The sequence below is a fragment of the Streptococcus mitis genome, assembly GCF_000960025.1.
In the GTDB taxonomy this organism is placed as follows: Bacteria; Bacillota; Bacilli; order Lactobacillales; family Streptococcaceae; genus Streptococcus; species Streptococcus mitis_DH.
The window spans coordinates 849093-868581 of the sequence record NZ_JYGQ01000001.1; the positions used below are offsets into that span (position 1 = coordinate 849093).

General features: G+C 40.2%; 19 protein-coding genes and 1 tRNA gene. 2 read left to right on the plus strand and 18 right to left on the minus strand.

Annotated elements, in window-relative coordinates; genetic code table 11:
• Window positions 1–182 precede the first annotated feature (182 nt).
• From TZ91_RS04330 to TZ91_RS04420, 18 genes are all read right to left on the minus strand, one after another.
• Window positions 183–254: transfer RNA gene (locus tag TZ91_RS04330), tRNA-Arg, on the minus strand.
• A 66-nt stretch (window positions 255–320) separates the two neighbouring features.
• The gene (locus tag TZ91_RS04335; protein ID WP_033687078.1) at window positions 321–1307 is read right to left on the minus strand and encodes a GMP reductase; all 987 of its coding nucleotides are present in this window, start codon (window positions 1305–1307) and stop codon (window positions 321–323) included.
• Window positions 1308–1505: 198 nt separating this feature from the next.
• Window positions 1506–2285, minus strand: coding sequence for an L-threonylcarbamoyladenylate synthase (locus TZ91_RS04340; protein ID WP_000160498.1), 780 nt, complete (start codon window positions 2283–2285; stop codon window positions 1506–1508).
• A 27-nt stretch (window positions 2286–2312) separates the two neighbouring features.
• Window positions 2313–2906, minus strand: coding sequence for a 3-isopropylmalate dehydratase small subunit (gene leuD / locus TZ91_RS04345; RefSeq protein WP_033687079.1), 594 nt, complete (start codon window positions 2904–2906; stop codon window positions 2313–2315).
• Window positions 2907–2915: 9 nt separating this feature from the next.
• A complete protein-coding gene (leuC, locus tag TZ91_RS04350) occupies window positions 2916–4298 on the minus strand; it encodes a 3-isopropylmalate dehydratase large subunit (protein ID WP_000907563.1) in 1383 nt (460 codons plus the stop codon).
• A 3-nt stretch (window positions 4299–4301) separates the two neighbouring features.
• Entirely contained in the window at window positions 4302–4571 is a 270-nt protein-coding gene (locus TZ91_RS04355; protein ID WP_033687080.1) for a DUF1294 domain-containing protein, read from the minus strand.
• The gene (gene leuB / locus TZ91_RS04360; RefSeq protein WP_033687081.1) at window positions 4568–5605 is read right to left on the minus strand and encodes a 3-isopropylmalate dehydrogenase; all 1038 of its coding nucleotides are present in this window, start codon (window positions 5603–5605) and stop codon (window positions 4568–4570) included. The genes TZ91_RS04355 and leuB overlap by 4 nt, the downstream gene beginning before the upstream one ends.
• 11 nt (window positions 5606–5616) lie before the next feature.
• Window positions 5617–7179, minus strand: a complete 1563-nt coding sequence (locus TZ91_RS04365) for a 2-isopropylmalate synthase (protein WP_033687082.1) — start codon at window positions 7177–7179, stop codon at window positions 5617–5619.
• 303 nt (window positions 7180–7482) lie between these two features.
• Window positions 7483–8139, minus strand: coding sequence for an MmcQ/YjbR family DNA-binding protein (locus TZ91_RS04370; protein WP_033687083.1), 657 nt, complete (start codon window positions 8137–8139; stop codon window positions 7483–7485).
• A gap of 43 nt (window positions 8140–8182) precedes the next feature.
• Window positions 8183–8815: a copper homeostasis protein CutC gene (locus TZ91_RS04375; protein WP_033687084.1), complete on the minus strand. Its 633-nt coding sequence runs from the start codon at window positions 8813–8815 to the stop codon at window positions 8183–8185.
• Between the two features lie 92 nt (window positions 8816–8907).
• Window positions 8908–9267, minus strand: a complete 360-nt coding sequence (locus tag TZ91_RS04380) for a YbaN family protein (protein ID WP_033687087.1) — start codon at window positions 9265–9267, stop codon at window positions 8908–8910.
• A gap of 105 nt (window positions 9268–9372) precedes the next feature.
• Window positions 9373–11460: a type I DNA topoisomerase gene (topA, locus tag TZ91_RS04385; protein WP_045597118.1), complete on the minus strand. Its 2088-nt coding sequence runs from the start codon at window positions 11458–11460 to the stop codon at window positions 9373–9375.
• A gap of 268 nt (window positions 11461–11728) precedes the next feature.
• Window positions 11729–12577: a DNA-processing protein DprA gene (dprA, locus tag TZ91_RS04395; protein WP_033687090.1), complete on the minus strand. Its 849-nt coding sequence runs from the start codon at window positions 12575–12577 to the stop codon at window positions 11729–11731.
• Between the two features lie 87 nt (window positions 12578–12664).
• Entirely contained in the window at window positions 12665–13354 is a 690-nt protein-coding gene (locus TZ91_RS04400; RefSeq protein ID WP_000643977.1) for a sugar phosphate nucleotidyltransferase, read from the minus strand.
• Window positions 13355–13365: 11 nt separating this feature from the next.
• Window positions 13366–14244 carry a DMT family transporter gene (locus tag TZ91_RS04405; protein WP_000791828.1) on the minus strand — a complete coding sequence of 293 codons (879 nt, stop codon included), beginning with the start codon at window positions 14242–14244 and terminating at the stop codon, window positions 13366–13368.
• Window positions 14234–15103 (minus strand): choline kinase LicA, encoded by an 870-nt coding sequence (gene licA / locus TZ91_RS04410; RefSeq protein ID WP_033687091.1) that lies wholly within the window; start codon window positions 15101–15103, stop codon window positions 14234–14236. Before licA ends, TZ91_RS04405 begins: the two co-directional genes overlap by 11 nt.
• Window positions 15104–15119: 16 nt before the next feature.
• A complete protein-coding gene (locus tag TZ91_RS04415) occupies window positions 15120–16142 on the minus strand; it encodes a ribitol-5-phosphate dehydrogenase (protein WP_000609896.1) in 1023 nt (340 codons plus the stop codon).
• Between the two features lie 4 nt (window positions 16143–16146).
• Window positions 16147–16854: an IspD/TarI family cytidylyltransferase gene (locus TZ91_RS04420; RefSeq protein WP_000638493.1), complete on the minus strand. Its 708-nt coding sequence runs from the start codon at window positions 16852–16854 to the stop codon at window positions 16147–16149.
• A 333-nt stretch (window positions 16855–17187) separates the two neighbouring features.
• Here TZ91_RS04420 and tacF point away from each other — a divergent pair, with 333 nt between their 5' ends.
• Window positions 17188–18675: a type IV teichoic acid flippase TacF gene (gene tacF / locus TZ91_RS04425; protein WP_033687092.1), complete on the plus strand. Its 1488-nt coding sequence runs from the start codon at window positions 17188–17190 to the stop codon at window positions 18673–18675.
• A gap of 9 nt (window positions 18676–18684) precedes the next feature.
• Window positions 18685–19488: a LicD family protein gene (locus TZ91_RS04430; RefSeq protein WP_045597120.1), complete on the plus strand. Its 804-nt coding sequence runs from the start codon at window positions 18685–18687 to the stop codon at window positions 19486–19488.
• Window position 19489: the final 1 nt, after the last annotated feature.

Sequence of the window (19489 nt, forward strand, 5' to 3'; positions counted from 1 at the left end):
ACCAACCTCTTTCTAACTGATAACAGTCCTTTTTATTATATCAAAAAAAGCCCCCTGAGTCACTTTAAAACGGGACTGGAAAGCATTTGGGCATTCTATAGAATATGATTTTCAGTTTTAGGGAAAAATTTGAGGCAGGATAAAGAAAAAAGCCCTACTAAAGGCTTTTTAGGATGTTTACATCCACCCTGAGGGAATCGAACCCCCATCTCAAGAACCGGAATCTTACGTGATATCCATTACACTAAGGGTGGAAACTTGTTTTATTATAACAGAAATTTGCTCTAATAACAAGTTTTTTTCTAGTGAGATAGCCCGTCTTAGTGGGAAGCATCCCCATTCCAGATAGAGTTTTTCACTATAACATAATCAACGTGTTTAAGGTCAGCAACCTCACGTCCACCTGCATAAGAAATAGCACTTTGAAGGTCTTGTTCCATCTCAGTTAAAGTGTCTTGCAGATGACCTTTAGCAGGAAGCAAGATACGTTTGCCTTCCACATTTTTGTAAGCACCTTTTTGATATTGTGAAGCTGAACCATAGTACTCTTTGAACTGTTCACCATCAACTTCAATCGTTTTCCCTGGACTTTCGATGTGTCCTGCAAAGAGGGAACCAATCATGACCATGCTGGCACCGAAACGAATAGACTTAGCAATATCACCGTGAGTACGAATTCCTCCATCAGCAATAATCGGTTTACGTGCAGCCTTGGCACACCAACGTAGAGCAGCCAACTGCCAACCACCTGTACCAAAACCTGTCTTGACCTTGGTGATACAAACCTTACCTGGACCGATTCCGACCTTAGTAGCATCCGCACCAGCATTTTCCAATTCACGCACAGCTTCTGGTGTTCCCACATTTCCAGCAATGACAAAGGTATCTGGCAATTCTTTTTTGATGTGTTGAATCATAGAAATCACGCTATCCGCATGACCGTGGGCAATGTCAATTGTGATGTATTCCGGAGCATCAGCCTTGAGCTGGCTAACAAAATCATACTCATAGTCTTTAACACCAACAGAGATAGAAGCAATAAGCCCTTGATCGTGCATTCGTTTAATAAAATGAATACGTCCAGCCTCATCAAAACGGTGCATAATGTAGAAGTAACCACCTTTAGCCAGTTGCTCTGCTACATTTTCATCCAAAATCGTCTGCATATTAGCTGGCACAACAGGTAGTTTAAAGGTGTGCTTTCCTAGAGTGACACTTGTATCAGCTTCTGCACGGCTTTTAATGACACATTTATTTGGAATCAATTGAATATCTTCGTAATCAAAAATTGGAAATTCATTTAACATATCGATGTCTCGTTTCTTTTGTAATGACCTACCTATGCTTGCGCATCTCTACGCCTTTTCCGACGTTTCCTTAATTCATTATAAACTAAAGTACAGATTTTGTCAAATAATTTTATAAATTAAAATATAATGTTCGGATTTTTCTTGCGTAAATAGAAAAAAGAGGGGAAATTGTTTTCTCCCCACTTCTTCTACATTCTAATAATACTCCCCCTGGCGGTAGTCCCATGAGTTAAAGGTGTCTGACAGGTGCATCATGATTTTATCAATGTCAAGCCCTTTACGGATTACAACTGGTGCTGGTGATGTTGAACGAGCTCCTCCTTGTTCTGGGATGAGTTTGCCGTCTTTATCAACCATAGAGACCATCACACCTTGCTCATAGCGCGTTTCAATCGTTTTGTCAGGCTGGATAGAAGCAACGTAGTCATCTGCCTCAATGACAAGGTCCACTGCCCCTTCGATACGTTCTCCAATACCTTCTACTTTACCACGGTTTCCTTTTCCAGATGGGTTAGCTGATGAGGCATAAACCATCTTGCCTTCTTCCCAAAGTTTGGCAGCCAATTGTTCACCAGCTTTCCCAAATTTGATAACGAAACAGCTCGTACCACGCACATCAGTCATAAGTTCTTCACGGCCATCACCGTATGCTTTGAGTTTTTCAAAAGCTTCTGGTTTCCAAGGAAGGATACAACCAAGAAGAATATCTTCATCCCAATGTTTTTGGTAGAAGGCTTCAATTTCTGGGTTAAGTTGTGCTAAAGCACGAAGCTCATCCATGCTACCGCAGAGAACAACACCTGGTTTGTTACGGTTACGCTCTTTGGCTGCGAACTTACGCTCAAGTCCTGCCTTATCGCTGGTCATGATAATGTAACCAACTTTAGTAGGGCAAACGATACATCCGCCCTCACCTTTTAAAATGTCATAGCCTTCTTGTGAAAGTGTTCCGTTCCATTGAATGTGTTTTGTCATAGTTCTATTTCCTTTTCTAATTTTCTTCTAATCCTGCCAGTAGGCTGGTCGTTGTTTTTCATAAGCAGCAATCAAATCTTCATACTGCAAGGTAATTCCGATATCATCCAAACCATTTAAGAGCTTGTGTTTCCACTCGCTATCGATTTCGAAAGTGAATTCTCCAACTGGTGAGATGATTTTTTGTTGTTCCAAGTCTACAGTTACCTGGTCGGTAGGTCTCAGCTGGGCTAGTTTCTCTCTAACCTCTCTGGGCTGAACAATAGGCAACATACCATTATTGAGTTCATTATTGTAATGAATATCTCCAAAAGACCCTGCAATTACGACTTTAAAACCATAGTCAGATAGAGCCCAAGCTGCGTGTTCCCTCGAAGAACCTGCGCCAAAGTTATCCCCTGAAATGAGAATACTAGCTTTCCGATATTCAGGTCGGTTAAAGACAAAGTCAGGATCCTCAGTATACTTATCGTCCAGATAACGCCAAGCATACATGAGGTACTTACCAAAGCCTTTTTTATCAATTAACTTGAGAAACTGCTTGGGTAGGATTTGGTCGGTGTCAATGTTATCATTCATGAGAGGAACAGTCGTTCCCGTATAAACTGTAAATTTCTCCATATCCTCTCCTTACTGGGCTTCTGGGCATTGCCGAACATCTACGAAACGCCCTGCAATAGCTGCCGCAGCTGCCATGGCTGGACTGCAGAGGTGGGTCTTAGCACCAAATCCCTGTCTGTCTTCAAAGTTGCGGTTACTGGTTGAGGCGCAGTGGACACCATCAGGGACCTTGTCAGGATTCATCCCTAGGCACATGGAACAACCTGGGTCTCTCCACTCAAATCCAGCATCTAGGAAAACCTTGTCCAAGCCCAATTTCTCAGCAGCTCGTTTGACAGGACGAGAGCCTGGAACCACGATAGCCGTTAAGTTGGGAGCTATTTTCTTTCCTTTAACAAACCGAGCAGCCAGCTGTAAATCGCTGAGACGAGCATTGGTACATGAACCGATAAAGATATAACCCAGCTCAATATCTGCTGGCTTTTGACCTGGTTCCAAGTCCATGTAATTGTAAGCTCGCTCATCATTCATATCCTTAATTTCTGGGAAACTACTATCAAAGTCAACCCCCATAGCAGGATTGGTGCCCCAGGTCACCATAGGAGCTAGGTCTGAAACATCCATCTGAATAACCTTATCGTAAACGACATCATCATCACTGACAAGGGTCTTCCAATCCGCCACAGCCTCTTCAAAGTCCTCTGGAACACATTCCCGTCCCTTGAGATAGTCATAGGTGGTTTGATCTGGGTTCATGATTCCCATCTTAGATCCAAACTCGATGGACATATTGCAGATGGTCATTCGCTCTTCCATGCTCAGTGCATCAATAGCTTGTCCACGATACTCCACGACATAACCAACACCACAAGCAACGCCGTACTTGGCAATCAAGGCTAAAATGAAGTCCTTGGAATAAACTCCTTTTTGAGGAACTCCAGTGAATTCTACCAGCATTTTCTTAGGTTTGACCTGCCAGAGGGTCTGGGTAGCAAAAACATGCTCAACTTCACTGGTCCCAATTCCAAAGGCGATAGCTCCGAAAGCCCCGTGGGTTGCCGTATGACTGTCTCCACAAACGATGAATTTTCCTGGTTGGGTCCGTCCTGTTTCTGGACCAACCATATGAACGATTCCCTGCTTTTCAGAACCGTGGGCCGCATGCTCAATTCCAAACTCTTCAACATTCTCAGCTAGCTTATCAATTTGCGCTTTAGAAATCACATCTCGAATATCATAGATATTGACCGTTGGTACATTGTGGTCAAAGGTACCAAATGTCAAGTCTGGCCGTCTCAATCTGCGACCTGCATCTCGCAATCCTTGAAAAGCCTGAGGGCTGGTCACTTCGTGGATATAGTGCTGATCCACATACATGAGTTGGGGCTGCCCCTCTTCTCCTGTGATGACATGGCGGTCCCATAATTTATCAAAAATCGATTTTCCTGCCATCTATTACCTCCAAATAACATATAAGGCTACTAGTGTGGTCATCATCCCAAGAAACCAAACTGTTTTAAAGTACCATTTTCGAGTCTTATGGTGAAAAATGATTCCTGCTAGCCAGGCACCAAAACCACCACAAGCAAAGGCTAAAATGAGTAAGATTTTCTCTGGGATGCGCCAAGCTCTTCTCCTTGCCTTAGATTTGTCAATACCATAAATCAAGAAAACCATGACATTCCAAATCAAAAGGACTAGAGTAATTTTTTCGTCTAACTTCATAACCTTGCGATAATAGCTTCCGTCATTTCCTTGGTCGAAGCCTGTCCACCTATATCTCTTGTTAAAACACCAGCTGCCAAACTTGCCTCAACAGCACGCTCGACACGCTCTGCATCCTCATAACGTCCAAAACTGTCTCTCAGCATCATGGCCACTGATAAAATCATGGAAATAGGATTGGCAATTCCTTGACCTACAATATCAGGTGCTGAACCGTGAATAGGTTCATAGAGACTTGGTCCATTTTCAGAATGACTGGCTGATGGCATAACCCCAAGTGTGCCAGATAGAACGCTTGATTCATCAGATAGAATATCTCCGAAAAGATTCTCCGTCACGATGACATCAAACTTAGCAGGATTAGTAATCATAAGCATGGAAGCTGAGTCGACTAGCTGGTGTTCCAAAGTCACATCTGGGAAATCCTTTGCGACCTTCTCAGCTACTTTCCGCCAGAGTTTTGATGTTGCCAACACGTTTTGCTTATCAATACTGGTAAGGATTTTTCTCCGACTTTTTGCGATTTCAAATGCCTTACGAATAATCCGCTCCACTTCCTCATAGCTATAGTCGTTGATATCACGCGCTTTTCTTTCTTCAAGGATATGATCCCCAAAATAAATCCCACCTGTCAACTCACGCACCACGACAAAGTCTACACCAGCAATTCGTTCCGGTTTGAGTGGTGACAAATGCTTGAGACTATCAAAAATCTTAACTGGGCGAATATTGGCATAAAGATTGAGTTCCTTACGGAGAGCCAGCAAGCCTTGTTCAGGCCGAACTGCTGCTCCATCATACTGAGGACTACCGATAGCCGCTAGAAGAATGGCATCTGCTTCTCTACTTGCCTTGAGGGTTTCATCAGGTAAGGGATGCCCTGCAGCATCGATACCTGCACCTCCAAAAGGTCGTCTATCAATCTCATAGTCAAAACCTGTTTTTTCAGCTAGAGCTTCCAGAACCTCCAAACCAGCCTCCATGATTTCTGGGCCGATTCCATCCCCTGCCAGAACTACTATTTTCTTTGTCATAGCCTTCTCCTTTACACACTAGGCATATCGCGATAGGAAACGCTACGTCCCATCTCACCAGCATTCTCTTTTTGAACAAAGGTATTAGCATTGATGTAGGCAATAGCAGATGCTTTCAGTACATCGAAATCAAGCCCTGCTGCATTAAAGATGGTGTCTGTATCTCTGTTTTCAACAGTTACCAAAACCCGAGCCTGGGCATCAATTCCATCTGTCACCGCATCAATGGTATAGGACACCAAGCGGACAGATTGATTAAAGAACTTATCGATAGCGTTAAAGATCGCTTCAACGGAACCTTGCCCTGTCGCATTAAATTCGACTTTCTCACCATCCATATTGGCTAGGCTAACGAGTGCTTCAATGTCATTTTCCGCATGGGTTTGTAGTTGTAAATCATCAAAGTGGAAGCCTTCTGGATTCTCAACCATGGTTCCAGCTACCAAAGCTCGAATATCTGCATCTGTGATTTCTTGCTTCTTGTCCGCTAACGCCTTGAACTTAGCAAAGAGTGGCTTGATATCCTCTTCTGTAAAATCTAGGGCCAATTCTCTCAGTTTCTCAACAAAAGCATGGCGACCTGACAATTTTCCAAGTGGAAGGCTATTACTCTTGACACCGACCAATTCAGGAGTGATGATTTCATAGGTAAGAGGATTTTTAAGAACTCCGTCTTGGTGAATACCAGATTCGTGAGAAAAGGCATTGCCACCGACCACAGCCTTGTTTTTAGGAACTGGAATTCCTGAAAAGCGAGAAACCATTTCTGACGTATTGATGGTTTCATTTAAAACAATACTAGTTTCTGCTTGATAGTAATCTTGGCGAATATTGAGAGCCACTGCTATTTCTTCCAAAGCAGCATTTCCAGCTCGCTCACCAATACCGTTGATAGTTCCTTCGACACGTCCTGCCCCATTCTTGACAGCAGCAAGGCTATTAGCCACTGCCATTCCAAGGTCATCGTGGCAGTGAGGCGAATAGATGATCTGACGATCCGTCTTGACATTCTCAATCAAGTATTTGAAGATAGCTCCATATTCCTCTGGTGTGGTAAATCCTACCGTATCAGGAATATTGATATAAGACGCACCTGCATCAACCGCTGTTTGAACAACTTGTAGAAGGAAATCCAACTCTGTTCTGGTCGCATCTTCAGGAGAGAATTCGACCACTTCAAACTTGGAACGTGCATAAGAGACATGCTCACTGATTGCTTCCAAAATCTCTTCCTTGCTCTTATTGAGCTTATACTTTCGGTGAATCGGACTGGTTGCAATAAAGACGTGCACTTGTGGATACTTGGCGTCCTTGAGGGCCTCGTAACAAGCATCAATATCAGACTTGACAGAGCGTGCTAAACCAGTCACCGCTGTTTTCTTCAAGGCCTTAGCAATCTCCTGAACTGCCGTAAATGAGTCTGGACTAGCCGCTGGAAAACCAGCTTCGATGGCTGAAATGCCCCATTTCTCCAGCTGTCTTGCAATGGCAATTTTTTCCTTGATTGAAAAGTTAACACCCGGTGTCTGTTCTCCATCCCGAAGGCTGGTATCTAGAAATTCAACTGTTCTCATAAGATTTCCCCTTTTCCAAATGTGGTTTTAAAAAAACATCTCGCTCAGAAACCCAAGCGAGATGTTGATTCACTCCCGCTTGGTAAGCCAAACAGGACTAATGCTTTTTGCACTAGCCCGAGTACCTCAACAACAAAGCGAATTGATTAAACTTAGCTGCTTTCATGTTTGACTTTCTCCTTCGTTTGATATCTTGTTTAGTATTTTAGCATAGGCAAAAGTACTTGTCAAGAAAAAATCCAATATTTTCTGAAAATTTCTTCAGTAGAGAATATTTTGCTAATTGAAAATCCTTGAAATGTTTCATTTTTTAGTGGTTAAATTCCAGCTTCTTTCTATCAATTCCAGTACTTCTTCATCTGATAAAGTATCATCAAGCGCCACACTAATCCAGTAACGTTTATTCATATGAAAAGCTGGATAAATGCCGTTTTTTGAAAGTAAGTCAGCTACTTGGTCATGTTTGAGGTTGACTGCTTCCACCTGTCCTTCTCTGCCCTTTTCCAGCTTATCCCAAGAGATTTTCATCAAGACGGCATACCACTTTTGATTTCCTTCATGTCTTAACACTGCTGTATCAGGCGATTTCTCCCACAAATACTCCAACTGATTTCCATACTTTTCCTGAACCTGAACCATGGTACGCTTAGTCTGAGGATAGATAAAATCCTGTACCTCAAAACAAGCCTTCCGAATCTGGTAGAGAATCTCCAGACAACCCTCACGGACATTTCCGACAAAACTTCCCCTCATGCTTTCCATATGGACTTGAGGATAGAGGTCACCAGTCTCCTGGTCAAAGACTTGAAAACTCACATTATCAGTAGTGATGGACACAGTCATGACAAAGTCACCCTGCAAAATTTGGCAACTATAGGTCCACACTCCACCATTTTCTACAAAACCATAATCATGAGCCTTTTCTTGATTAAACTGATAGGATTTAAAAATTTCAAACATAAGTGAAAACTGCTACCCAAAGCTAGCAGTTCCTTTCTATTTTTTAAAAGACAACCTTAGTACCATGTAGTTGTGTCACTCCCAGTTGGTCGATAAAGATTTGACGGTTGTCAAGGTCAATCCCCCCGCCTGGTAGAATTTCAATTTTACCTTTAGCGTGCTCCAAAATTCTGTGATAGTGAGCAAAACGTTTTTCTAAGGAGTCGCCAGACACACCAGCGCGAGTTAGGATACGAGTGACACCGGCTTGGCTGAGCCAGTCAATAGCTTCTAACTGGTCTTCTTCGCTCAATTCATCAAAGGCCATGTGGAAGACAATTTCCATTCCTTTTGATGCAGTAATTAACTTTTCAAGATTAGGTTTATCCAACTTCTTATCAGCAGTTAAAGCTCCAAATACAACCCCTTGACTTCCAGCCTGAGCAGTCAACCGAATGTCTTCTAGCATAATTGCAATTTCTAGTTCATTATAGACAAAGTCGCCACCACGTGGACGAATCATGGTCATGATGGTCGTATCGTAGTTAGCTGCCAATTCAACCGCTGCCTTAGTCACTCCATAGCTGGGTGTTGTCCCACCAACTGCAAGATTATCACAGAGTTCGATTCGACGAGATCCAGCCTGCATCGCTTTTTCAAGTAAGGTCACATTTTCAGCACAAAATTCATAAATCATTTGATTCTCCTTGAAGATTACTTTAAATTTATTATATCATATTGTTGTGAATATGCTTTCAATTTTATCAAGGCAAATAACTACTATTTTAACTATTCTTTGTCTGGAATAACCTTGAAGAGATAATAGGTGATAAAGATGGTCAAAGCACCCAGACCGATTTTGACTGGTAAAAGAGGTGCAAAAAAAATGGAAATTCCCATCAAGATGTAGATAGATACGATGATTTTTTTCTTTCGTTCACGCGCAATAGACTTAGTCTCGCGAAAATCAGCTACATATGCTTGATAGAGCTTGGTATGGTAAAGCCAATCTTCGAAACGCTTGGAACTTCTGGAGAAACAAGCAATAGACAGTAAAAGAAAAGGTGTTGTAGGCAACAAGGGTAAAACTACCCCAACAATAGCCAAGGCCAGTGATAAGAAACCAATTATTAGATAAATAAGACGCATAACTACTCCTAATTAAAATAATCTTCTTCTAGTTTCGCATACAATGGTGAATTTTGTCAAGCTCCAACCAGAAAGAGCCTGAAATTCACTTTCAGGACTCTACTCTTATTTAATCTTTTCTTCCTCGTAGTCACCCTTGCTACAAACAACCTGCTTGCCACCACCACGGACTTTTTTCTCCATGAGGAAGTGTCCACATTTTGGACAGTCACGACCAACAGGCTTGTCCCAAGAAGTAAATTCACAGTCTGGATAGCGATTGCAACCATAGAAGAGGCGGTTACGTTTTGTTTTACGCTCAATGATTTGTCCCTGATGACAACTTGGACACTCTACACCGATTTCTTTCACGATTGCTTGGGTATGACGGCAATCTGGGAAATTGCTACAAGCGTAGAACTTACCAAAACGACCAAGTTTAATGACCATTGGACTGCCACACACTTCACAGTCAAATCCAGCTGGTTCATCCTTGATTTGGATTTTTTCCATTTCTTCTTCAGCCTTGGCCACTTCTTTAGAGAATGGTTTATAAAAGGCGTCAATAACACGTTGCCACTGCTCTTTTCCAACCTCGACATCATCCAGTTTGCCTTCCATTTCAGCTGTAAAGGTCACGTTTACGATATCTGGGAAATATTCAACGATGAGCTTGTTAACAATTTCTCCCAACTCTGTCGGTTCAAAACGTTTGGCTGCAAGGCGAACATAATAACGTTTCTGAATAGTTTCAATGGTTGGTGCGTAGGTTGACGGACGACCAACCCCATTTTCCTCCAAGGTCTTGATCAGTGTCGCTTCAGAATAACGAGCAGGCGGTTGAGTGAAATGCTGCTCTGGTTTGCTATTCACCTGTTTGACCACATCTCCAACAGCCATCTCTGGTAACATCTTATTCTTGTCAGAATCATTGTAAATGGCAAGATAACCATCAAACTTAATCTGACTACCATTAGCAGCAAATTGGACCCCATTTTGAGACAATTTAACGGCCATGGTATCAAAGACAGCAGCTGTCATCTGACTCGCTACAAAACGATTCCAAATAAGAGTATAAAGCTTGAGCTGATCCTTGTCCAGATACTTAGCAATACTTTCAGGTGTGTTAAAGACACTAGACGGGCGAATAGCCTCGTGGGCATCCTGAGCTCCTGAAGCATTTTTGACCTTGCTACCATGCTTAGAATACTTACTACCAAAACTGTCCGTAATGAAGCTTGCTGCCTCATTTTGCGCTACAGGACTGATACGAGTCGAATCGGTACGCATATAGGTAATCAAACCTTGAACACCAGAACCAATATTAATCCCTTCATAAAGCTGTTGGGCAACCATCATAGTCTTTCGAGTACGGAAGTTAATTTTATTGGCAGCGTCCATCTGCATGGATGAAGTGGTATAGGGTAAAGGAGCATTGCGTTTGCGCTCTTTCTTATCTACCTGATCCACTGAAAAATCTTTACTTGTCAGACGAGACAAGACTTCCTTGACCTCATCATTGCTAGTCAGTTTCAGCTTTTTACCATCCACTCCATAGAAGGAAGCCTGAAATTGCTTGGTTCCCTTTTTAAAGACACCATCAATTGTCCAATATTCTTCTGGCTGGAAGGCATTAATTTCATTCTCACGGTCAATGATTAACTTAAGCGCAATAGACTGAACGCGACCTGCCGACAAGCCCTTCTTGACCTTCTTCCACAAAATAGGCGAAATCGAATACCCTACCAAACGGTCTAGGACACGACGTGCCTGTTGGGCATCGACCAAGTCCATATCAATCTTACGAGGTTCTTTAAAAGCATTTTTGACCGCATCCTTGGTGATTTCATTGAAGACCACACGGTTGGCATCATTTTCATCTAAGTTGAGAATGTGAGCCAAATGCCAAGAAATCGCTTCTCCTTCACGGTCCGGGTCACTCGCCAGAAAGACTTTATTAGCTTTTTTGGCTTCTTTTTTCAAGTCATTGATAAGAGGTCCTTTTCCTCGGATATTGATATATTGCGGTTCATAATTATTTTCAATATCGACTGACATACTGGATTTCTTCAAATCACGGATATGGCCGACACTGGCTAAAACCTTGTAGTTTCTGCCTAGATATTTCTCAATCGTTTTGGCCTTAGCAGGCGACTCCACGATTACTAGATTTTTTTTAGCTGTTGATTTTTTCTTTTTTGTTGCCGTAGCCACAGTATCACACCTTTTCAAAGTAATAAACTTTATAAAGTGTAAACCATTTTGCCATAACTGTCAAGACTTAGCTACTATAATAGAAGAAAAGTTTATCTAGTAAGCGGACTTTCTTCTTATACTCAATGAAAATTAAAGAGCAAACTAGGAAACTTACCGCAGGTTGCTCAAAGCACTGCTTTGAGGTTGCAGATGAAACTGACGAAGTCAGTAACCATACCTACGGCAAGGTGAAGCTGACGTGGTTTGAAGAGATTTTCGAAGAGTATTAAAATTCAAATTCTGCAAGAACATCCTGCCCACTGGTGACCAATTTTGCCCCTTCTTGAATCAAATGATGGCAACCGTCTGATAGTCCATCTAAAATGCTACCAGGTATAGCAAAAACATCGCGTCCTTCTTCCATTGCCCTCTCACAGGTAATGAGACTACCTGAGCGCATCTTAGCCTCTGCTACAATTACGCCACGACAAAGTCCAGCAATGATGCGATTACGGGCAGGAAAATGAAATTTAAGAGGTTGTTCGCCAGGTCCATATTCACTTAGAACCATATGGTCATTGCCGATGTAGTCTTGCAAGCGTTTATTGGCTTTAGGATAAAACACATCTAGTCCTGTTCCAATCACTGCAATAGTTTTTCCGCCATTCTGAAGAGCTGCCATATGAGCTGCTGTATCGATACCCTTGGCTAATCCACTGACGATAACCAGTTCATTTTCCAAGCCCTGAATGACTTTTTCAACTGACTTAGCTCCCTGTTTGCTACAAGCACGACTGCCCACGACTGCTACCTTAGGAAATTTCAAGAGATCAAGATTTCCCTTGTAAAATAAAAGTACAGGCGCATCGTATATTTCACTCAAATCCCAAGGGTAACAGTCATCTAAAATAGAAAAAGATGGAAATTTTTGAAATTCTTTCTCCAAATGCGAATCGTCTATCTGAAAATAACGTTCCATAAAAACGGCTGGATTTCGGCAACCTGATATATCTGCAATATCACCTAACAACAGTTCTTGATCAACATTTTCACCGTATTCTAGGACATTCAAAATCTGTTGATTGGTCAAACCTGATTTTTTTAACTTATAGATTTCATAGTTTGTGATTTTCATAAATATCTCCATTTCTTTTTCTACTCATCTATTTATTCGTAAAAAATCAAAAAAACATCCGACTATTTTAGCCAGATGTTGGAATCTTTAATTTTCGTTTTTAAGAATTTCTTCTAATTTATGGTAATCTTGGACACTATCGATTTCATAGATACTATTGCCTTCTAATTCTTCAACATAGACATCCAGCTCTTTGATATTATCCTTAACCATATTGTCCCAGTAGAGATCAACAAATTCACCACTTGCATAAGCCTTGTCGATAAAGCTGACAATCTTTTCTGCAGTTGGAGCGTCCCAGAAGGATACACCACTAAGGATACGACCAGCCTTGCTATCAACAGTAATGTCTTGAACCTTATAGTCATCTCCATAGACCAAGAACCATTCGTTGGTACAATCTTCACGATAGACACTAAAATAAGTCGAACGAGTCAAATCATTGCGGAACATATTTTTAAAGAGATAATTATCGGCATCAATAACATAGCTATTGGCCAATTCTTCTTTTACAAGATAGAGAGAGTAAAAGTTATTGTAGTCAGCGTATTTATCATTGAAGACGAGGCGAACACCATATTTTTCTTTCAAGTAATCGAATTGTTCTTTAAGGTAACCAACAATGATGATGATTTCATTGATTCCTTTTTCTTTTAAAAACTCAATTTGGTATTCAATCAAGGGTTTTTGATTAACCTGAACCAAGGCTTTAGGGGTATTTTCAGTCATAGGACGCAAGCGAGTTCCCAAGCCCGCTGCTAAGATAATGGCTTTCACACGAATCTCCTTTATTCTTTAATAATAATATAAACTCCAGCAATGACGACAAGTGACGTAATAATTGTCAGCATATCTAGCGGTGCGCCCAAGAAAACAACTGCAAACAAGACAGTCCAAACTACATAACTCACGTTCAAGCCTGTAGCCTTGGCTGGTTGCAAGCGATTGATAGCGATATAATAAGCCAAGTAGGAAATCATATCAAAGGCTGCAAAGACAATCATAAGACCTAGTAATTGTCCATTGGCCACTTCTGCAAATGACTGATGAGAAAAGAGCACAATCACAAGATAGGACAAGAATGAAGTCACTTGACGGATTAAGAGGGCTTCGATTTCACTCAGTTCACTTTCCATGGCAAAAGAGCTAAGAACACTCTCACTTCCCCATGCAATAGCACAAACCAAAGCACAGAGAATCCCAATGTAGAAGGAATTGACCTGTTCAACCTTATAGGTCTGAGCAATAATCCCTGCAATAATCAAGACAATACCAAATACAGTATTTTTTGAAATCTTGTGCTTCAAAAAGAAGAAAGCCAATAAAACCGAAATCGCAGGGTAAATAGCCGATACAGATGAAGCTAAGGAACTTCCGATATACTTAACCGCATAAAGATTGGCTTGCATACCAATAGGGCCTGCTAGCAAGGCTCCGATGATAACACTAACATTGCGAATATTTAAGAAAATTGAGAGACGAACTTTTCCTTCTTTTACCAAGAGAAAAGCTAGTAAGATAAAGATACTCAAGAAATCGTGAGCAGCGGCCACCACAAAGGGCGACAAGTCAGTAAAAATTGAAAAGATATAAGCACTAATCGTTAGACCTAAACCCCAAAAAATACCTGAGAGTAGACCAAAAGAAACTCCATTTTTATTTTTCATCTGAACCTCCATAATATGACAAACCTTTAACAGCTCTTTGGTAACGATTCACACCATAGTCACCAAAATCTGCGCCTTGCTCTTCCTTATAGACAGTCCATAGACTCCAAATAGTATCTTGTAAAATTTTATAAATGGCAATCTTTTCACGAGAGACAGGTGTTTGCTCACTCTCATAGTGAGATAAGAATGCTTCTTCCTCTTGACGAGTGAATTCAGATTCTAAAAAGAGGGCAGCCAAATCCCACATTGGATCATTCATTGATGAATATTCCCAGTCAATCAGATAAAGTCGTCCTTGAGGTGATTCGATAAAGTTTTCAGGCACCAAATCGATATGACAAGATTTTCTGTCAACACCTAAGTCAGCCAGTCTTTTCTCTAAGGAAAAGACTTCTTCTCGAACTGCTTCATAGTTAGCATAAGGGATTTTTTCTTCAATCAAGGATTCGTATTTTTTGATTTCTTCAAAAGGAGCAAATTCTCCTCTTAATTCCTTACCAGAAGCATGAATGGTTTGTAAAATTGGAGCAATTTTATCAAACTTGGTCTTGATTGACGTTGAATCAAGCGTAATCGCAGATTCGATATACTCATTTACTTTGATACCAGCTTCAATATCAAAAAGATAATTTTTTACATCTAAGTCTAAATCCTTTAGTAGTTCAAGATTGTACTTTTCATCTTGACGATTGATCAGCTTTTCTGTCCCTTTACCAAAGAACTTAACGATGTATTGCTTATTTGTTGTTTTGACCAAATAGTTTTGATTGGTCATTCCCCCCAGTTGTTCAACACTGAGGACTTCCTCTTCTTCACTAAGTAGGGAAGAAATTTTCTCTTTAATGATTTTCTCCACAATTAACCTCCAGCACCTATACTTCCCACTTAAACACGGTTTTAAAGGCTGTGTTTAAATCGGTTGCAAAGACACGGTGAATATCTTTAATTTCTCTTACAGGTTCTTCTAGATAAAGGATATTTTTAAGACGATTGGCAAATTTCTTGACTTCCATCATTTGGATTGCATTTTCAAAATCGATGCGACCAGAACGAGAAGATCCAACTAAGAGCAAGCCTTTTTCTAAGGCATCGCGTGTATTGAGATTGACTTTATACTCGCTAACTCCCATCATGAGAATCGTTCCCTGAGGACGAATATAGCGAATCAAGTCATTAATGGCTGGTCCAGTACCATCACCACCACAACACTCAAAAGCGTGGTCAAAGGCCAAATCTTCAGGAATATTGTCAGTAATATAGCATTCTTTGGCAAATGAGAAAAGTTCCAATTTTTCCCAATGACGACCAATAACCACAATCTCTGCTTCTGGCAAAGTATAGTTGATAATATTGGCAACCACAAATGCTAAACTGCCATCTCCGATAACAGCGATTCGGTCCCGCTTGCTATGAGCAAGGGTCAATAAGCGATTCATAGCATGCATACCGACACTGACAAACTCTGTAATGGCTGCAACCGTGTCTTCAATAGCATCATAAGCCACCACACGGTCTTTAGGGAGAGAAACAAACTCTCTCATAAAGCCATCAAAGCCACTAGACAAGAAATGGGTCCCTGTCATGTAGTTTTCATAGAATTCTTCATCACTCTGCATAGGAGGCTGATTCGGAATCATGACAACTTTTTGACCAACTTCGTAGGTTCCTGTAGGGTCAGAAATAACGGTTCCACACGACTCGTGAATCATTGCCATTGGAAGTTTTTTATTCAAAACCTTGGGATCACGTTTCCCCTGGTAGTAACGCTGATCCGCATGACAGACCGCCATATAATTAGGGCGGATGAGGATATGATTCTCTTGGTCAATAGCCTCTTCCTGATATTTGACATTGATAAACTTAGGCTTAGTTAGTTGATAAATTTGATTAATCATTTTACTAGTCTTTCTCAATCATACTTTTTGCAATCTTCAAATCTGTTACGGTTGTAATCTTCAGATTTGAGTATTCACCCTTGGCCAAGGCCACATCTTTTCCTTTAATCACAAAGATTTTACATGCATCTGTCAAGATTTCCTTCTCTTCAGCAGAGAGAGAACCGTAAAGGTCCATGAAGTCCTTGCAACGGAATGTTTGAGGTGTTTGTCCTTGATAAAGGTGAGCACGATTTGGAATATCTGTAATGAATTGACCATTGGTACTTTCAACGATAGTATCAACCGCTTCTACCACTGTGTCCACTGCGTCATGATTTTGCGCAAGTTTGATATTGTCTTGAATCATGCGAAGTGTAATAAATGGACGAACAGAATCGTGGGTAACAACGATATCCTCTGGAGTAAGCGGACGATAAGCATCAATGGCTTCAATGATTTTCTCAATACTCGTATTACGGTCAGCACCACCCTTTGTAATGATGATACGTTCCTTATGAAGAGGAAGATATTTATCTACAAGATCTTCTGCATGAGAAACCCAGTCCCCATGAACCCCAACTACAATTTTTTCAATACTTGGTTCCAAGACAAATTTTTCAATTGTATGAATCAAAATAGGTCGATCACCTAGCTCTAAAAATTGTTTTGGCAAGTTACTGATTCCCATGCGTGTGCCAGTTCCACCAGCAAGAATTCCTGCATAAATCATCTATTTTCTCCTTTGTCTTACAAAAAAACTTATTCTCTCTATTATACCACAATCTAGTCCTATCATGAAAGAAATACTAATCATCCCGTTCTAGAATAGAAGGATTAAGGAGTTCTATTATTCATAGAAACTAGTCCATTTCTAGTAGTGACTAGGAATTCTGTAGTCATTACTTATAAATGGCTGTGAAATTTTAGAGTTCTTCAGAATAATATAGTTTTCTTAAAGAAAGCTTAAAATCAAACTTTGAAACTTCAAAGTGATTGTTTGACTTACTGCCCTTCATTTCTTATTAGCTAACTTTATGATATAATGAAAAACGAGGTAAATTGAATGAAAAGTATAAAATTAAATGCTCTATCTTACATGGGAATTCGTGTCTTGAATATTATTTTTCCCATCTTAACTGGTACCTACGTCGCGCGTGTCTTGGACCGAACTGACTATGGTTACTTCAACTCAGTCGACACAATTTTGTCATTTTTCTTACCCTTTGCGACTTATGGGGTCTATAACTACGGTTTACGGGCCATCAGTAATGTCAAGGATAACAAAAAAGATCTGAATAGAACCTTCTCTAGTCTTTTTTATTTGTGCATAGCTTGTACAATTTTGACCACTGCTGTCTATATCCTAGCCTATCCTCTCTTCTTTACTGATAATCCAATCATCAAAAAAGTCTACCTTGTTATGGGGATTCAACTCATTGCACAGATTTTTTCAATCGAGTGGGTTAATGAAGCTCTGGAAAATTACAGTTTTCTCTTTTACAAGACTGCCTTCATCCGTATCCTGATGCTGGTATCTATTTTCCTGTTTGTCAAAAATGAACACGATATTGTTGTCTATACACTTGTGATGAGTTTATCGACACTGATTAACTATCTGATTAGTTATTTTTGGATTAAAAGAGACATTAAGCTTGTTAAGATTCACATAAGTGATTTTAAACCTCTCTTTCTCCCTCTAACAGCCATGTTGGTCTTTGCCAATGCCAATATGCTCTTCACTTTTTTGGATCGTCTTTTCCTCGTTAAAACAGGGATTGATGTCAATGTTAGTTACTATACCATGGCTCAACGAATTGTGACCGTTATAGCTGGTGTTGTAACAGGAGCTATCGGAGTGAGTGTGCCTCGTCTCAGTTACTATCTAGGAAAAGGCGATAAGGAAGCCTATGTCGCACTTGTTAACAGAGGCAGTCGAATCTTTAACTTCTTTATCATTCCACTGAGTTTTGGACTCATGGTTTTAGGACCAAATGCCATCCTACTTTACGGTAGTGAAAAATATATCGGAGGTGGTATCTTAACCTCTCTCTTCGCTTTTCGTACGATTATCCTGGCCTTAGATACCATTCTTGGTTCCCAAATTCTCTTTACAAATGGCTATGAAAAACGAATCACAGTTTACACAGTCTTTGCTGGGCTACTCAATTTGGGATTAAATAGTCTCCTCTTTTTCAACAATATCGTGGCTCCTGAATACTACTTACTGACAACTATGCTATCAGAGGCCTCTCTACTTGTTTTCTATATCATTTTCATCCATAGAAAACAACTCATCCACTTAGGACATATCTTTAGCTATACTGTTCGATACTCGCTCTTTTCACTTTCCTTTGTAGGAATTTATTTCCTGATTAATTTCTTGTATCCCGTGGATATGGTCATTAATTTGCCATTTTTGATTAATACTGGTTTGATTGTCTTGCTATCAGCCATCTCTTATATTGGTCTACTTGCCTTCACAAAAGATAGCATTTTCTATGAATTTTTAAACCATGTCCTAGCCTTAAAAAATAAATTCAAAAAATCTTAGGAGTATAGAATGAAACAACTAACCATTGAAGATGCCAAACAAATTGAATTAGAAATTTTGGATTATATTGATATTCTCTGTAAAAAGCACAATATCAACTATATTATTAACTACGGTACTCTGATTGGGGCGGTTCGACATGAGGGCTTTATTCCTTGGGACGACGATATTGATCTGTCCATGCCTCGAGAAGACTACCAACGATTTATAAACATTTTTCAAAAGGAAAAAAGCAAATATAAGCTCCTTTCCTTAGAAACTGATAAGAACTACTTTAACAACTTTATCAAAATAACTGACAGTACGACCAAAATTATTGATACTCGGAATACAAAAACATATGAGTCAGGTGTTTTTATCGATATTTTCCCTATGGATCGCTTTGATGATCCTAAGGTCATTGATACTTGTTATAAACTGGAAAGCTTCAAACTTCTGTCTTTCAGTAAACACAAAAATATTGTCTATAAAGATAGCCTTTTAAAAGATTGGATACGAACAGCATTCTGGTTACTCCTTCGACCTGTTTCTCCTCGTTATTTCGCACATAAAATCGAGAAAGAAATTCAAAAATATAGTCGTAAGGATGGGCAGTATATGGCTTTTATCCCTTCTAAATTTAAGGAAAAGGAAGTCTTCCCAAGTGGTACCTTCGATAAAACAATCAATCTTCCCTTTGAAAATTTAAGCCTTCCAGCACCTGAAAAATTTGATACTATTTTGACACAATTTTATGGAGATTATATGACCCTACCACCAGAAGAAAAACGCTTCTACAGTCATGAATTTCACGCTTATAAATTGGAGGATTAGG

Coding starts and splice junctions, on each gene's coding strand:
- tacF (WP_033687092.1), top strand. CDS start 17,188: ATGAAAAGTATAAAATTAAATGCTCTATCTTACATGGGAATTCGTGTC.
- TZ91_RS04340 (WP_000160498.1), bottom strand. CDS start 2,285: ATGACAAAACACATTCAATGGAACGGAACACTTTCACAAGAAGGCTAT.
- dprA (WP_033687090.1), bottom strand. CDS start 12,577: ATGAAAATCACAAACTATGAAATCTATAAGTTAAAAAAATCAGGTTTG.
- TZ91_RS04405 (WP_000791828.1), bottom strand. CDS start 14,244: ATGAAAAATAAAAATGGAGTTTCTTTTGGTCTACTCTCAGGTATTTTT.
- TZ91_RS04355 (WP_033687080.1), bottom strand. CDS start 4,571: ATGAAGTTAGACGAAAAAATTACTCTAGTCCTTTTGATTTGGAATGTC.
- leuD (WP_033687079.1), bottom strand. CDS start 2,906: ATGGAGAAATTTACAGTTTATACGGGAACGACTGTTCCTCTCATGAAT.
- TZ91_RS04365 (WP_033687082.1), bottom strand. CDS start 7,179: ATGAGAACAGTTGAATTTCTAGATACCAGCCTTCGGGATGGAGAACAG.
- TZ91_RS04420 (WP_000638493.1), bottom strand. CDS start 16,854: ATGATTTATGCAGGAATTCTTGCTGGTGGAACTGGCACACGCATGGGA.
- TZ91_RS04375 (WP_033687084.1), bottom strand. CDS start 8,815: ATGATTTATGAATTTTGTGCTGAAAATGTGACCTTACTTGAAAAAGCG.
- leuC (WP_000907563.1), bottom strand. CDS start 4,298: ATGGCAGGAAAATCGATTTTTGATAAATTATGGGACCGCCATGTCATC.
- TZ91_RS04415 (WP_000609896.1), bottom strand. CDS start 16,142: ATGATTAATCAAATTTATCAACTAACTAAGCCTAAGTTTATCAATGTC.
- TZ91_RS04370 (WP_033687083.1), bottom strand. CDS start 8,139: ATGTTTGAAATTTTTAAATCCTATCAGTTTAATCAAGAAAAGGCTCAT.
- TZ91_RS04380 (WP_033687087.1), bottom strand. CDS start 9,267: ATGCGTCTTATTTATCTAATAATTGGTTTCTTATCACTGGCCTTGGCT.
- leuB (WP_033687081.1), bottom strand. CDS start 5,605: ATGACAAAGAAAATAGTAGTTCTGGCAGGGGATGGAATCGGCCCAGAA.
- TZ91_RS04430 (WP_045597120.1), top strand. CDS start 18,685: ATGAAACAACTAACCATTGAAGATGCCAAACAAATTGAATTAGAAATT.
- TZ91_RS04335 (WP_033687078.1), bottom strand. CDS start 1,307: ATGTTAAATGAATTTCCAATTTTTGATTACGAAGATATTCAATTGATT.